General features: G+C 63.0%; 13 protein-coding genes. 1 reads left to right on the top strand and 12 read right to left on the bottom strand.

Annotation, left to right across the window (positions count from 1 at the left end; all coding sequences use genetic code 11):
- Positions 1–212: 212 nt before the first annotated feature.
- Positions 213–1,229 carry a CAP domain-containing protein gene (locus ACZ5MJ_RS33955; RefSeq protein WP_464226860.1) on the top strand — a complete coding sequence of 339 codons (1,017 nt, stop codon included), beginning with the start codon at positions 213–215 and terminating at the stop codon, positions 1,227–1,229.
- Positions 1,230–1,942: 713 nt separating this feature from the next.
- On the opposite strand, the gene pilV is transcribed toward ACZ5MJ_RS33955, so the two are convergent.
- The 12 genes from pilV to ACZ5MJ_RS33895 form a co-directional block, all read right to left on the bottom strand.
- Positions 1,943–3,190 carry a shufflon system plasmid conjugative transfer pilus tip adhesin PilV gene (gene pilV, locus ACZ5MJ_RS33950; protein WP_464226859.1) on the bottom strand — a complete coding sequence of 416 codons (1,248 nt, stop codon included), beginning with the start codon at positions 3,188–3,190 and terminating at the stop codon, positions 1,943–1,945.
- Between the two features lie 7 nt (positions 3,191–3,197).
- Positions 3,198–3,677, bottom strand: a complete 480-nt coding sequence (locus ACZ5MJ_RS33945; protein WP_464226857.1) for a hypothetical protein — start codon at positions 3,675–3,677, stop codon at positions 3,198–3,200.
- A gap of 542 nt (positions 3,678–4,219) precedes the next feature.
- Positions 4,220–4,720, bottom strand: coding sequence for a type 4 pilus major pilin (locus ACZ5MJ_RS33940; RefSeq protein WP_464226856.1), 501 nt, complete (start codon positions 4,718–4,720; stop codon positions 4,220–4,222).
- 35 nt (positions 4,721–4,755) lie between these two features.
- The gene (locus ACZ5MJ_RS33935; RefSeq protein ID WP_464226855.1) at positions 4,756–5,796 is read right to left on the bottom strand and encodes a type II secretion system F family protein; all 1,041 of its coding nucleotides are present in this window, start codon (positions 5,794–5,796) and stop codon (positions 4,756–4,758) included.
- Positions 5,793–7,595 carry a GspE/PulE family protein gene (locus ACZ5MJ_RS33930; RefSeq protein ID WP_464226854.1) on the bottom strand — a complete coding sequence of 601 codons (1,803 nt, stop codon included), beginning with the start codon at positions 7,593–7,595 and terminating at the stop codon, positions 5,793–5,795. The genes ACZ5MJ_RS33935 and ACZ5MJ_RS33930 overlap by 4 nt, the downstream gene beginning before the upstream one ends.
- Positions 7,592–8,854 carry a type 4b pilus protein PilO2 gene (pilO2, locus tag ACZ5MJ_RS33925; RefSeq protein ID WP_464226853.1) on the bottom strand — a complete coding sequence of 421 codons (1,263 nt, stop codon included), beginning with the start codon at positions 8,852–8,854 and terminating at the stop codon, positions 7,592–7,594. The genes ACZ5MJ_RS33930 and pilO2 overlap by 4 nt, the downstream gene beginning before the upstream one ends.
- A gap of 3 nt (positions 8,855–8,857) precedes the next feature.
- Positions 8,858–9,535, bottom strand: coding sequence for a type IV pilus biogenesis protein PilP (gene pilP / locus ACZ5MJ_RS33920; protein ID WP_464226851.1), 678 nt, complete (start codon positions 9,533–9,535; stop codon positions 8,858–8,860).
- A 15-nt stretch (positions 9,536–9,550) separates the two neighbouring features.
- The gene (locus ACZ5MJ_RS33915; protein WP_464226850.1) at positions 9,551–11,206 is read right to left on the bottom strand and encodes a type II secretion system protein GspD; all 1,656 of its coding nucleotides are present in this window, start codon (positions 11,204–11,206) and stop codon (positions 9,551–9,553) included.
- Positions 11,203–11,745, bottom strand: a complete 543-nt coding sequence (locus ACZ5MJ_RS33910) for a toxin co-regulated pilus biosynthesis Q family protein (protein ID WP_464226849.1) — start codon at positions 11,743–11,745, stop codon at positions 11,203–11,205. Before ACZ5MJ_RS33910 ends, ACZ5MJ_RS33915 begins: the two co-directional genes overlap by 4 nt.
- Before the next feature lie 28 nt (positions 11,746–11,773).
- On the bottom strand, positions 11,774–12,208 hold the full coding sequence (locus ACZ5MJ_RS33905; RefSeq protein ID WP_464226847.1) for a lytic transglycosylase domain-containing protein: 435 nt from the start codon (positions 12,206–12,208) through the stop codon (positions 11,774–11,776).
- On the bottom strand, positions 12,208–13,473 hold the full coding sequence (locus ACZ5MJ_RS33900; RefSeq protein ID WP_464226846.1) for a TrbG/VirB9 family P-type conjugative transfer protein: 1,266 nt from the start codon (positions 13,471–13,473) through the stop codon (positions 12,208–12,210). Before ACZ5MJ_RS33900 ends, ACZ5MJ_RS33905 begins: the two co-directional genes overlap by 1 nt.
- On the bottom strand, positions 13,470–14,252 hold the full coding sequence (locus tag ACZ5MJ_RS33895) for a lysozyme family protein (protein ID WP_464227057.1): 783 nt from the start codon (positions 14,250–14,252) through the stop codon (positions 13,470–13,472). The genes ACZ5MJ_RS33900 and ACZ5MJ_RS33895 overlap by 4 nt, the downstream gene beginning before the upstream one ends.
- Positions 14,253–14,255 lie beyond the last annotated feature (3 nt).

Here is a 14,255-nt window from a genome sequence, read left to right as displayed (position 1 = left end):
ATATCTGCAACCACTGCGGCAGGACCCTTTATACCAGCTGAACCCCACTTTCAGGGGATCCAGTTCGGTCTTAGTTTGCCGTCTAGGTGGTGTACCCCTTCATGTATGCTCACGCCGGCCGAAGGTTGGGCGCGGACTTGACTTTGCGCCCCGGACGTTAAGCTAAAAGTAACGGACCGATGCCCGGCCGATTCAAAATCAGAGGAAGAAAAATGCAAAACTCCAAAATCGCTCTCTCGGTCCTGGCCACGGCCATGACGCTCGCTCTTGCCGCATGTGGCGGTGGCAGTGGTGACGACAGTGGCTCCAAACAGGAGCCAAGCACTCCGCCCACCACGCCGACGCCCCCCCAAAATCCGACGTCTGTTCCACCGGCAACATCGACCCAGGCACCTTCCTACCCCAGTGGCGACCTGCGTCTGGCAGCGTTCAATGCCCTGAGCGACTATCGGATCAAGATGGGCGTGGGTGCACTGAAGCAGGACACAGCCCTCGATGTCGCCGCGGACAACCACCTAGCGTACCTGAATGCAAATTCTGCGGTTGGTCACGAGGAAACTGCCGGCAAGCCCGGTTTCACCGGTTCAAATCCCTATGAACAGGGCATAGCCGCGGGAGCCTCGAAGGACCAGTGGATCAGCCAAGCGGCAGATGGTTCCATCGGCTGCCTGGCGGACTTTAGGAACTCGGTGTATCACTTGCAGGGTATCACCAGCAACCAGGAGACGATCGGCCTTTCCATTCGTGACGGTTATTGCGTTATGAATTTTGGCGTAAAGACCGGTGCAAACGGCAGCGGATATGGCCTCCCACAGTGGGGTGGACAGCAAATGGCGACGAACGCCTTTGCTTATTCTCCAATCGACGCCGAAAGCGTCCCAGGAACATTCACCGCCACCGCCGAGTCGCCAAGCCCGGCACCGGATTTGCCGAGCGCAGGCCACCCTGTCATGTTCAGGGTTCCAGCTCCCAATGCAGGTGACGTGCTGACGGTCTCAAACTTTATCCTCACAGGCCCGGCGGGTAGTGCAGTTTCCGCCAGAGTTCTGGTTGCCAGCGCCGCGAAGCCGGGCTCAGTCGCTTCGGCCATCTCGGACCCCTACGTCTACAGTGGAGTAGCCTTCCTTCTCCCTACCCAACCGCTCGCGGCTGGCACTTACACCGCAACTTTCGCTGGCGCTCGCAACGGCGTAGCCATAAGCAAGTCTTGGAGCTTCACGGCATACTGACGTAGCGCCAAGCTGAAAAATTGGAAATGGCCCGCATCGATGCGGGCCATTTTCTGTTCTTCCGCGGACTAGTCTCACTGCACTGTAGCGCCGTTATTGCAAACACTGGCCGGCGCCAGGTATGTCCAAGTGAAGCACGTCCCTGGGCCGTTGCTGCCGCCTCCGGTCAAGGCCGAGTCGAACCCAGGCCCTGTGACGACTTGAAACTGCATTGACGGTGTGCCATGAGTGATGACCCACCCGTTCACGGCCGTCGACGCCCCCGGATTTCTCACGGTGACCAGCGCAGACGTCAATGCTGCGTATCCGCCAGAAGCTTTCAACTGATCGTAGGGGACACTACCGAAGAGCACATACTCTACATTACTGCCTCCGAAACCTTGCCGGGATGTGTACGAGTATGCGTAAGGGGTAGCCGCTGGAACCGGCACGCCGCCACCCGCCGCAAAACCGCCAGCAACAAGCACAAACGTCACCGTGTTTGGCGGTGGTGGAGGCGGTGGTGGAGGCGGTGGTGGAGGCGGTGGTGGCGGGGGCGGCGCTGGAGCGCCGCAAGTGGCCAGACCATTCTGGACGAGCCAGATCTTCCCTGCAGGACAGTCTGCCACTGTCATTGGTGACGCCGGAAACGTGTACAACTGTGCGGCCGCTGTTGAAAATTCGGCAGCGAGAACGCTCGCCAAAAGAATGCGCTTCATAGATCGATCTTGCTTCTAGTACATGCAGCCTGTCGTGACAGTGCCCAGCAGTTGACCTCCAAGAGCCCCGGTATCGTTGCCGCTATACCAAGCCGCAGGCGACATGGCGCTTGCCTGCGCGTACCAGTAGGTGCCATAGTCGTTCACTGAGAAGTACGTTCCTTGAATGGGCGGCATTACGGTTCCAGTGATATTCACCATTTCCTGCCTTGGTGTGTACATCGCCCAAGCGGTGCCGCCAGGGCAGTTGTCCTTAGAGAACGTCATTCCATCCGATACGTTCTCGAATTTCCGCGTGATCGACAAGTTCCCCAACCCGTTGGTCAATGCGACATACCGGTTCCCTTTGCAGATGTAGCCGACGTTTGTACCGCTCGTGGCAAGCTGTCCATTGTTTCCGCACCACGTACCGTCGGTCACATTCGTGACGGCCGTGCCGATCGGCTGCCAAATGCCACCAAAACAGATCACGAGCCCCGTTCCCGTTGCGCTTGTTCGGATCGATCTGTCAACGCCACACGCTCCGCCGGGACTGCCGGTGCTGGTCAGGTACGTGTCACTGTTGCTCGTCAGCGACGTGTTTGCGGTCACCCGTCTTGCGTTATTGATGTCGTTACCGCCCATGTCGATCGACGTCTGCATCTGGTTCAGCTCGGGATGCCCCGGTACCTGGACCCGGTACAGATATCCGTTATTGGCCTGCACTCCGGTGAAGGCCAACAACGAAGCCAGCCGGCCACTCCCTGGGTTGGTGTAGTTCGCCAGCGGCACCTGCCATGCGCCGTACGCCCCATAGGCCCTAGTTGGCACCATCGTCGGGTCTCCGTTCTGCCCTGCGTACGGCACGAAGCCGCCTTGCGCACCGGCTTGCGCGGCGATCTGCACCAACTGGCGCGTATCCGTGATGGCACGGCCGCCCTGCGATGTAACGAGCGCCTGCAGGTTGTTTGGCGTAGGCTGCAGGACTTGGAGGAGCCAGGTCTGTCCGAACACATTCGTCGCAGAGAATCCGGCGGGCAGATAGCCACCATTGACGAGCATCGCCGGCGTGACCGATACCGGCACACTCGCCGTGGCCTGGGCGGCCAGCGTTGCGGCTTCGTCCTGCACGAACTGGAGGGCGGCCTTATCAAAAACCAGCATCTGGCTCGCCGCAGCGGCGGTCTGCACGTTCGTGACGCCGGCTTTTGCCCACGTCGCGAAGCCGGCAAGGCTCAGCATCGAGAGCATCAGTGCGATGAGATATCCGAGGATCGCTTCCATGCGTTTCTCAGGTGTTCAGCTGGACCCAGTGGACCAGCGCCCCAACGGGAATGTTTGCCGGCACGCTGTACGCCATGCCGGTTGCAAGATTGACGGCCGTGCCCTGACTGCGCACGCGGAACCACGCCAGGCTGCCTTGGGTGGTGCCAAGCAACGATCCGCCCGCCCCTGAGGACACGCGCACATAGCCGTACACGTCCCGCCCCCCAGCGGGGTTGGCCACGGCCATGCAGCCCGCGCCGGCAGGGGTCACCATGCCCGCCGGCAGCACCGGCGCCACACTCACCCCGACCAGGCCGGGCGTGGCGCCGGCGGTGGCCACGCAGGCGGCGCCGTAGGCCTGGGCCTGCTGTGCGGTGACGGTGGCCACGGAATCCATGCGACCGGGCACCCCGGCACCGGGCGCCGCTTGCGACAGCTGCGCGAGTTGCGCCACGAACCCGAGGCAAAGCAGGACCGTGGCGATGGGCATGATCAGGTAACCCATGACATTTCTCCTGAGGATCTAGCGCGAGCGCTCGACCTCACTGCAAGGTGCAGCGTGAAGGCGGCAGTCCTGCCAAGGGCCGCGCTCACGCACTTCTTGGCGGTCTGAGCGCCGCCCCACTAAACTGAATTACCCCTGCGAGCCACTGTTGGCAGAAGGCAGGGTCATGGCATGCCACTGGGATAGAGCAGCGTGGTGCTGCGAACCATGTCCGTCGGGAACATCCCGCCGGTAACCATCGACGGAACGTTCGCCGTCGTGAGCTTCTCTAGCCGTCGTTGCCCTCCGACAACCCTACGCAGGCAACCGTGATCAGATGTGCAATCTTGGTTTCCGTTACCCCGGCTTTGTGGTTCTGGCAGCGGTTGTAGCCCGCGTAGGAGAACACCAACGAGTGCCAACTGGCCCAGAACAATCGCGATGATCCGATCAAGAATCCCATCCATGCATACCCCTAAAGTGCAGCGTGCGATTACGTTGCCTTCCATCGTGGACGTAATACCGATGCCGAAACGGGCGCTGTACCCGCGCGCTCGCGTTACTCACTGGAATGTCAGAGCGAAGGTCGCCGTGGCGCTACAGGCCGCGCCGGCGGTCGCCTGGTCGGGGAGGTTGGTCTGGTTGAACGTCGTCGAGCCGACCGTCAGCGTCACATAGTCCTTGAGACCCACGGCTGCGCTTACGCATTGCTTTGCGGTCTGTGCGTTGCCGCCGCCGAAGGTGATCACGCCCTGCGAGCCATTGTTGGCGGACGAAAGTGTGACTGCATTGCCCCACGGATCGACCAGCGTCGTACCACGCACCATGTCCGTCGGAAACATGCCGCCAGTAACCATGGCCGCGATGTTCGCCGTCGTGAAGTTGGTATACCCGTTGTTCCCTTGCGAGAATCCGGCACGAGCGTTCGTAATCAGCTGCGTGATGTTGGTCGCCACTACACCGGCTTTGTGGGTCTGAAAGCCGTTGTAACCCGCGTAGGCGATGCCAACCAGTGCCAGCAGGCCCAAGACAATGGCGACGATGCGCCCGAGAATTCCATCCATTCGATACCCCTTTTGAGTTTGAAATACGCCGTTTGTTAGAACTGTCCCATCGAGGACGTGAGAATCGATGAGAGAGAGTTGGAGCCGAGTTGCAGCACCACGAAGGCCAGGAACATCAACCCGGTGAAGATCGCGGACATGACCATCCCTTTGGCGAGCAACTGCCGCTCGATGACCTCAGCGTTCTGGCGCACGGCCACCGTGATCTTTTCGGTGAAGTCATCGAAGCCCGCATATGCGCCGATCTCGTCGATCAGGTCCAAGGACGGGAATCCATTGCCGGCCTGACGCATGGCCTCCGCCAGGTCCAGACCATCAGCAAGCCCAAGACGGATCGGCCGCAGCCGTGACGCCAGCCAGGGCGACGCCGAGCTGATCTGTCCCTCCAGCGCAACGGTGTCAGGTACGTTCGCCCGCAACAGTGCAACGAAGGACATCAGCCAGGTGAAGCCAGTAATCTCTCGATACGCCGTGAACGGGAACACGTGCCGGTCACAGACTCGCCTGCCCTGCCCCGTCCATCGAGACAGCGCCCACCAACTCCAGCTGGCATATGCACCGAGCCCGCCGAAAATCACTGGCGCTGGCCACCCCACCGCCAACTGCCCCATCCAGTACATCGCATAGGCCCAGTCCGTCCATTTTTGGAGCGGCAATACGTCGAGGAACTGCGGGACGATGTATCCCCCGATCAGCAGCAAGCCCACGTAGAGCGTCACGAGATACACCGTTGGCGCGAAAAAGCTCGCCTGTAGCTTCTGACGAAGGCGTGTCGTCAGGTCCCGAACGTCCAGCACGAGCCGCATCGCTTCCGGCAATTGCCCCGCCCTCTCACCCGCGTCCAGCACGCTGCGCTCGAGATCGCTCAGGCTTGCGCCCATTGCCGCCATCAGCGTCTTGCCGTCGCGTACCTGGCGGCCCACCTCATTCGCCGCCTCGGCCGCGCGCTTTCTGCCGCGCCGAGCTTGCCGTTCGCGGAAATCCTCCAGAACCTGCGCGAGAGTCAGCCCATTCTCCAACTGGCTGGATGCCTGCTGATACAGGCGCCGCCGCATTCCCCAGGACAATCCGTTCACACTTCCTCCCGCATCGGAATGGCATCGACATTTCGCTCGGCGTCGACCGGATCGAGCCGGCCGGCCAGGACCAAGTCCATGGCGTGAGCGATCATCGGCTTATCGGAGCCAGGCCGCGCCCTGTGGTTGCGCCTCGCCGCCAACACCCCATGGTTGATGCAGTCTTGCATCAGCGCCTCGTTGGTCACTACGACCTCTGCCACTGCCTGCTGACCGACAATGCCTTCGCCATAGCAGTGTTCGCAGCCTGCGCCGCGAACGCGCACGCCAGAAAGATCCCCCCAAGAGCGCATCGCACGCATCATGTAGTCCGGCAGCGGTTCTGCCGCGCTTTCAATTGGCACGCAGCATTCCGAGCAAAGCAACGGGACGATCCGTTGCGCAATCAGACCGATGACCTGGTTGTGGTTGCAGATCACTTCCATCGCCAGACGCACGTGGTCGAGCATGACAAGCCGCAAGAAGGTTTCGAACGGATCGGTCACGTGCAGGGTTGTCAGTACCAGGTGACCAGTGGCCGCGGCCTGCAGCGTTGCGATCGCCTCTTCAACACCACGGATTTCGCCCAGAAGTACGGCATCCGGGTCCATCCGCAGTGTCATGCGCAGCATCTCCGGAAAGCGTTCGCTTTCCGTGACAAGCTGGATAGCCCAGTCCATCGGGTACTCGGTCGGGTTCTCGATCGTGACCAGCCGCTTCTGGGGGAATAGACGGGCCTGGTGGCGGGTGCACTCGTAGAGCGTCGTCGTCTTGCCGCTGCCGGTTGGGCCCGTCACGACGATCACCCCCATGGGCCGACGAAGTAACTGCGAAATCAGTTCCACCTGCAAGGGCGTGTATCCCATCTCGCCGAGCTTGAAATCGCCCATCGGACTCTCTGGCATCCGAAGGTCCAATTGCTTCGCCGCCTCGAACGCTTCGGACTTCTTGGCTCCCTGGTGATGTTCCCGGTATTGCAGGCGCGCCACGAGAAAGCCACCGCCGCTCTCCACCGGATAGGCCGGCCCGCGGACGATCCGCACACTGGAAAGGCCAGTGCCGGGCAGCGCGTCGCCGGCAATCTGCGCATCCTGGACGTCCAGCGGGTTGTAGGTGGCGGCCTTCACGGTGGCCAAGCCCGTGTACATTGCCCGGATCAGGCGCTCCCCCTCTTCCCTGCGCATGGACAGGGCGGCGACCGTGCGCAGGTCCCCTTTGACCCGCACCTGAATCTCGGTATGGTGCTCACGGACCAGGATATGGATGTCCGAGGCGACCAGCACGGCGCAATCGGCAATCAGCCGGCGCGCCAGGCTCAACGTGTGCAGGTCTGCATCTTGCAACTGGCCTGTACCGCGCTGCTGTCGCAATACTGAGAGTTCCTGCGCGGACACCTTGCGCACTTGTGGCGCCGCACCGCTGCGACGCAGCTTGGCCTCCCAGGTAAGAAAGCGAGGCGTGCCAAAGTGGCGCGCATCCACGTAGATTTCGCAACCGTGCACCGTCAGCACCTGCTGTACTTCGTCATTGGTGAGGCCGAACTCCTCGGCGAGATTCTCGACATAGAGTCCGCTCTCGGACGCGCGCTGACGCAGGGCCGCCGCTTGCTCAGCCGTCAGGCGGTTCATGTTGCAGGCAACGCGGTCGAAGGTTGCCGGAAGGGTCTTCGGATAGAGGATATGGGGCGCCAACACATCCGGTGGCGGGGGCAAGGTCAGCACGTCGGATTTCACCGACGGCTCGGCCCGCAAGGCAAATGCCGTGAAGCGAGCAGCATCTCGGCTCGGATTGCGCCACAGGCGCGAAATGGTCCCAATCATCGTGGTTTTCCGACGTTGTGGTTAGCCGCCACGGGCGGCGATACGCCGTCCCGCATTGCGTACAGCTTCCCGATTCCCTTCCATGCCTGAGTGGCTGCGTCGTAGCTGACTTCCGTGAGCCGCAAGCCAGGCACGGCAGCAAGGCCGCCGCCAACGCCCAGCCACGGCGGTGCACCGAAAGCGATATCCGCAGTCATTGCCACCCACGGCTCAACTGGTGCATTGCCGTTTGACGGGGGCAGCGCCGGCGGCATGGTCAGCTGCAAGCCCACGCCGTTGTCGTGCGCGTAGGTCCAGATTGACCGCTGTGCATCCGCAACGGAATGGACTGCCGACGCCGAAGGCAGGAAGGCAGCCGGGGCATTTGACGAGGCATTCGCCTGATTGCCGTCCGAAGTGAGCACGCCCGGCGCATTGGCGGCAACCCCACCGTCCCGCTTCCAGTTCGTTTCGATCGTCAGGGTCGTCGAGGTCGCTGGCTTGCAATGCCATCCGGAGAGCGTCCACCCAGCGTCCGCGAGCGACTGTTTGTCCCACGCCCGGCGGCATGCCTGAAGGAAAGCCACCGGCGCGGCCTCTTCCACCCAAGGCAACACCCGTGGCTGCGCGGCCTCATTGGCTCGCTGCGCGGCGGCGATCGCGCGTTGGCGCATCAGCTGGGCTTCGCGCTCCACTTCCCGCTGTTGGTCATACCAATACCACCCGCCTCCCGCGAGCGAGGCTGTCCCCGCGATTGCTGCCACGACGTAAGCGGTCGACTTCCACGGCCTCGTCAGGACGTCTCGCATAGCCGACACGCCCTTCGACGCACGCGCCATCGCCGCCAGGTCGCGCAGCGTTCCCTCAACCTCCGTCCATTCGCCCAGCGCCCGATGCTGCGCGCGGACTGCAGTCAACTCTTCCAGCGTGCCGACCTGATCTCCACCAGTAATGACGGCGTGGCCTTGCCTGACCGCCACATACCAGTAACGGCTGCCTTGCAGGTGAAAGAGGCCCATCCATGGCTGACGATGCTGGCTCGCAACGATGGCGGCGAGCGGCTTTAGCCGAGCAGGCTTCGCGCCGGCGATAGGTTCGCAGAAGCCACTTTGGACCGCACCTTCGGCACTTTCATGTACCACGCCCCAACGAACATTGCGGCCAAGCTCCAGAGCGCATGCACGCGAGGCGCTCTTGCTCGGCTGTGCTTCCTCGTGCAGCCAGGACAACCCAATGGCAAAGCCGCCCTTCATCCCGGGGAATGACAAAATCTCTGCCATGGCTCAGGGCCTCAGGGTGCGCGCGCGCTTGCCGTTGGCAAGCTTCACGCCGGCGTCATCGATGCTCACCACCTTCCAGCCATCCAACGTGTCACCGGCATGAACCGGCACGGTACGCCCGCCGACTTCGAGAATGGCGTTGTAGTGGCCATCGAAGGCACGCAGCGACACGAGGCGCGTCCCATCCGACGACACCCTCGGACTGCGTTCGATGGTCCCACCCGTCGGCATCGGACCGGTCAGCGAAATTGACGGTGCCCCACCTGGCTGCGGCGCCCCCGTGGGTGCGGCCGTCATCGAGTCCTCCGCGCGCTTCACTTCCGCCTTGTATTTGGCGATTTCCGCACGTGCCTTCCACAGCGCGATCTGAGACTGCAGGGCGGCCAGCTCCGGCGCATCCGTGTGCCGAGCCGGCTGGTTGGCTTCGACCGCGGCGCCTGCAGAGGCGGGCGTAGCCGCACTCGCTGCAGCGGTCGCTGCGGTAGCGTCCGTGACTGATTTCGCCGTGGGATTAGAAACCGACTGCGAGGTCACGGGGCCAGCCCCAACGGAGGCAATCGCGGCGGCAGCCGGATTGGGCGACGCGAAAGCCGCAGTGGTAGTGGCGGTGGCCGACAGACAAGCAGCGGCGATTGTCAGGGCAGCCGCAGCCCAACGAAGATTCAATGCGCGTTTCTGCATGGTGTTGTCTCTGGGTTATAGGAGGCGGGCCGAGATCACGATTGCGATGACCGTGTCTCCCTTGGTGGCGCCGACACCGCCACCAAGCGCAGCCATCCATGGCTCACCGACGCCGTTGTTGGACGTCGCCGCCTTCTGGTTGCGCAGGCCTGTCAACACCAGAGATTCACCGGGCTTGAGACTTACCGACTGCGCGAAACGATTGGTCGGCATGGTGCGCAGCTGCACGCTCGTCCGGTTCGCGTCCCCGCCTGCGTTGAACCGCTGCAGCGGCAGCAAGTCCGACAACGTCATGTCGAAGTTCATCAGGATCCGGCCATCGACGACCTTGGGCAGGAACGCGCTGGTAAAGCCATAGGTCACGGTGCCGGTCTGGATGGAACTGGTGGAACCGACATTCGCTGCCAACGTCGTCTGCGATTGCGGCACGTAGTCCTGCAGGGTTGCCGTCTGCAGGGCGAGCACTTTGCCGTTCTGGGTGACGCCCGAGCGCGACACCACCTGCGACACGTTGCCGAGGCTGGAGAGCGCCTGGACCACGGCCTTGCTTCCGGCCAGGGGGCCGCTCATGATCGTTGCGCCCAGGTTCATGGGTGAGGCGCTGCCGGAGATAGTCGGCGTGCTGGGTGAGCTGAAGGAGACACCGGTATGGCCGCTGGAGCTTTGGTAAGCGAGCGAGAGGTTCAGGCCGTAGTTGTCCTCGCGCGTTACGCGGACCTCATAGACCTGCACATCGATGGCCACCTGCTTGCCATACATGGCGGCCAGGCTCTTCACGAACTGCTCCACGCGATCGCACTGTAAGGGGTCGCCAGTGACCGTCAAGGTGCCCAGGTTCTTGTCGACAACGACCTCAGCACTGGCGCCGGCAATCGCCTTTGCCGTTTGCAGGAGGGTTTCCCATGGTTTCATCTCGACCGACGTGTTCATCGACTGGCCGCTCCTCCCCGCGCCACTTCCGCCAGCACCACTGCCATTGCTGCTGGCACCGGAGATACCGCCGGAGCTACTGTCCGAAGTGGTGATCGTCCCGTTCATGGATGAGGAGTCCGCCAGGCTCGGAAGCATGTAGGTACGGGTCTCGGTCCGGAAGAAGGTCACGGTGCCGTCGTTGTAGCGCGACCACGCGCCAAAATGCGCCTCGATCGCATCCAGGAAGCCTTTGAAATTGCCTTCATAGCGCAGGGTCAGGGGCAATGCCAACGCCACGCTTGCGCCATTCGCCGATGCCGCAGCGCTGCCGGCCAGCGGCGCACCGAGCTCCACCGTACGCGGCGCCCCACCCATCGGGATAGGGCCACCCGGTCGTGTCCCCGCTTGCACCGGAGCCGGGCTGACGGCCAGCGCCGACGCGTCCACGGTGGCGCGCACACCGACGCTTTGCGCGATCCAGTTGGCGGCCTCGGTCAGCGAGCCGATGCTGCCTTTGAACACCACATGCTTGCTGTAGATGTCCGGTTGTGGCTTGCTTGCGCGAACCTTCTCTCCCAGTAGCCATGCGCCCTCATGCACACGGAACACCGGCCGGCTGCGCGGCGCACCGGCATAGTGCGCGTTGGCCTCACTGCCGATCGCAGTTTGTACATTGCGTGTTTCTATCACGCCGCAGCCGGACATCAACGTGGCGGCCGCCACGGCAGCCGCCGTAAAGTGTTTGCTTCGCATACTCATTGCACCATTCCGTTTTGGCTGATGATCACCGTGCGGTTGCCGCGCCAGCTATCGCCGACCACGTCCGCACCATTGCTCGCGAGCTCTTCGACGACACGCTTGACGGCCGTTTCGAAGTCACTGCCGTAAGCTTTGTCGCCGGGAACGATCCAACCGTCTGGGACGTTCCATGCCACTGTCCAGCCAGCCCGGGTAGCCCAGCCTTGAAGCTGTTGTTGGAGGGGCTCCCCTTTGAGGAGTCTGAACTCTTGAGTCACCGGCGAGACGGCCGCCGCAGCGGGCGAGGTGTCACCGGAGCCCAGCACGGCGCTGCCTGCCACAGTGGTCCTGATGGGCGACACAGCGGCCAGCAGTGCCTCCCCGCCGGCGGTCTTGCTGGTGCGCTCGGGCTGCAACGACTGCCACCCATCGCTCGACAGTTGTTGTGCAGGATGCGCGCTGGGTGCCTTGGAAGCGTTTGCGGCCGGCGTGACGCACAGACCGGTGACCAGCGAGGCAATAGCCCCGACGATGCGGATGGTTCGGTTGGATTGGCGCATAGCTATGCTTTCGACTGAACGGAATGGACTACCGCAATGCGGCACGTTGCAGCGCCTGCCACCGGGCATGGATCTGGTTGGCGTACCGCAACTGCTTGTCGGGCGATGCGGCGTTGTAGGCGCCAACCGCCTTCCATGTCGGGCCGAAGCGCTGGATGTTCTCGCGCAGAATCCAGGCGCCGACGTAGGCATTCACGCAGCCATCGAAGAGGTGGCCCCGCGTAATGCCGTACTTGCCCAGCCGCGGCAAGTGAATCGAGTTGATTTGCATGAGCCCAATATCCTCTGAGCCGTTCGCATTTCGGTTAGTCACCCACGGCCTCATGCCGGACTCCTGCATGGCGATGCTCCGCAGCAGCAACGGGCTGACACCGTGGAATACGGCGGCATCGTCCAGGCAGTCGGCATAGGCAGTCCCAGCCAGCAGCGAGGTGACGATCAGCGCTCCGATCCTGCGGATCATCACAGCGTCACCTTCCCGGGTTGCTCTTTGAACCGCACTTGCGGCACGCGATCCACGTAGACCACGTTTCCGTCGGCGATCACACTCAATCGCGCCGCAATGCCGTTGAATTTGTAGTAGCGGTCCTTTTGCTCACCGTTGCGCTGATGGTCATCGCCGAAGACCGACACGCTGACCATCGATTTGGCGAAGCTCAGGTACGTCGCGCCGTCCTTTTCGAAAGCCATTTCCAACCCCGCGTCGTTCTCGCGCGGGAAGACGTAGTCAATCTCCGGCACGCGCTGCACATTCACGGACTTTCCGTCCGCTATCGCCGTGAACCGGTCGACGGTGGCAAAGGACAGCACGCGCTGGGCCTCATCCCACTTCGTCCAGATCTTGCTATCGGACTCGTCGCGCAACACCAGGTCCCTGGGCTCCCGCTCGAACCGAATCTCGATGCGACCCTGCTTGTTGTCGCGGATTGCGACGGCACCGAAGGCCGATGCCAGGGTCGGGCCCTCCGGCAAAGGCGTTCCGGCCACCGGCTCCGACGCTGCGGCTTCAGTTGGGCCGCCCGGCTCCATATCGGCTGCTGTCGCAGAGGCTTGCACCAGCCCACCCGTCCCCGCGGCCGACGCTTCACCCATCACCGAGAAGCTCTTCGGAGGCGCAACCCGCAGTGCGATGTTGCGGCGAGTGAAATCCACTTCGGCGTAAAGATTGCGGCGATCGAGGACCCGCGCGAGCGCCTGGAGCCAGTTCTCGCCACCCTGCAACTCAAGCGAGACGTCATCCGTCAGCGGAATGTCCTTCTGCGCCGTGCCCGTCCAACCGGCAGGCGCAATAGACTTGACCATTTGCGCCAGGGGCAGGGACGACCGTCCCGCACGCACCAGTGGCAAGCCCGTATAGCTGCCGATCAAAGCCAGCCTGCCCGAGATCGCCGCGCGCGGCAGATCGCCCAGCGGATTGGCCGGCTCGGACGTAAAGCCGTTGGCTCGCTTCCAACGCGCCACGACCGCTTGGCCGTTGGCCGAATAGCGCACCACATCGGGAACACCATCGACCACCCAGTACGGGCCGTTCTGCGCGGCACCGTCAGCCTGCACCACCTGGCCCGGCCGCGGTTGGATATACGTCGAGAGCCCATCATTGAAGATCAGGGCGGGCCGATCCGCAGCCCCTGCAACGACCTGGTAATCGAAGTCCAGCGGCTCGGTGTCGGTCGCAGCGTGAGCGCTCGCCGTCAACACCAGCGCGGAGAGAAGAAGCGACCTGATCATCGGAATTGGGCGACGTGGTTCATGAAACGAGCGAAGTACGGGCCGCCGCGCTCCGGATTGGCGCTGTGGTACCAGGCCACGGCCTTCATCGGGGAGCCGCTGCGCCGCAGGTTTTCAGCCAGGATGTCCTCCGCTACGCGGATATTGGTCGCCGGTGCGAGCGCTTCCCAAGGCGATGAGAAGCGCTTGCCGTGATAGCACCAGTTCACCTGCATGAGACCGACATCAAAATCGCAGCGCTGGCTGGCCAGCAGGCGGTTGACGGCCGCGTACGCTTCCTCGCGCGTGGCGAAGAACATGCCGCGCCCCGCGACGTTCAAGGTCCACGGCCAAGGGCGGCCGCGGTATGCCGATTCATTCATCGCGATGCCAGCCGTAATCTTGGGGTCGACTCGTTGGCCCATCTGAGAAAACGGCTCGGTCTTCGGCGCGCAATGCCACCCGCCACGGCGCTCCGCGAGCGCTTCTTGGGCTGCTTCGGTGAGGATGGGCGGCCGCAGCCAGCCTTCGCGTGCGAGGAGGACAGCGACCGGCACGGCCTTCCCGCCGAGTTGGACGACTGGACCTTCCTCGGCCCCGGGCTCGATCAATGCGCCAACCAGCCTGGCCGACCAGCCTAGAAACGCGTCGAGGCCGCAATACAGGACCGGTTTTCCGGCGATCGTGTGCAGCCGGTCTTTGCCATCGGCATGCACTACCAAGGCGTTCGGGCTGATCACAGCCTGAATCGTTGCGGCCCGCGCCGCGCCGGCGAGTACCAGCGTGGTCAGGCAGAGCATGGT

The sequence above is a fragment of the Cupriavidus sp. LA-1 genome, from assembly GCF_055385985.1.
The sequence above is the reverse complement of the archived record's forward strand: the minus strand, read 5'-3'. Positions and strand labels throughout refer to the sequence as shown.

Excerpts from the sequence above, each read along its gene's own strand:
- ACZ5MJ_RS33955 (WP_464226860.1), top strand. The coding sequence starts at position 213 with ATGCAAAACTCCAAAATCGCTCTCTCGGTCCTGGCCACGGCCATGACG.
- pilV (WP_464226859.1), bottom strand. The coding sequence starts at position 3,190 with ATGGAAGCGATCCTCGGATATCTCATCGCACTGATGCTCTCGATGCTG.
- ACZ5MJ_RS33945 (WP_464226857.1), bottom strand. The coding sequence starts at position 3,677 with ATGGGTTACCTGATCATGCCCATCGCCACGGTCCTGCTTTGCCTCGGG.
- ACZ5MJ_RS33940 (WP_464226856.1), bottom strand. The coding sequence starts at position 4,720 with ATGGATGGAATTCTCGGGCGCATCGTCGCCATTGTCTTGGGCCTGCTG.
- ACZ5MJ_RS33930 (WP_464226854.1), bottom strand. The coding sequence starts at position 7,595 with ATGATTGGGACCATTTCGCGCCTGTGGCGCAATCCGAGCCGAGATGCT.
- pilO2 (WP_464226853.1), bottom strand. The coding sequence starts at position 8,854 with ATGGCAGAGATTTTGTCATTCCCCGGGATGAAGGGCGGCTTTGCCATT.
- pilP (WP_464226851.1), bottom strand. The coding sequence starts at position 9,535 with ATGCAGAAACGCGCATTGAATCTTCGTTGGGCTGCGGCTGCCCTGACA.
- ACZ5MJ_RS33915 (WP_464226850.1), bottom strand. The coding sequence starts at position 11,206 with ATGAGTATGCGAAGCAAACACTTTACGGCGGCTGCCGTGGCGGCCGCC.
- ACZ5MJ_RS33910 (WP_464226849.1), bottom strand. The coding sequence starts at position 11,745 with ATGCGCCAATCCAACCGAACCATCCGCATCGTCGGGGCTATTGCCTCG.
- ACZ5MJ_RS33905 (WP_464226847.1), bottom strand. The coding sequence starts at position 12,208 with ATGATCCGCAGGATCGGAGCGCTGATCGTCACCTCGCTGCTGGCTGGG.
- ACZ5MJ_RS33900 (WP_464226846.1), bottom strand. The coding sequence starts at position 13,473 with ATGATCAGGTCGCTTCTTCTCTCCGCGCTGGTGTTGACGGCGAGCGCT.
- ACZ5MJ_RS33895 (WP_464227057.1), bottom strand. The coding sequence starts at position 14,252 with ATGCTCTGCCTGACCACGCTGGTACTCGCCGGCGCGGCGCGGGCCGCA.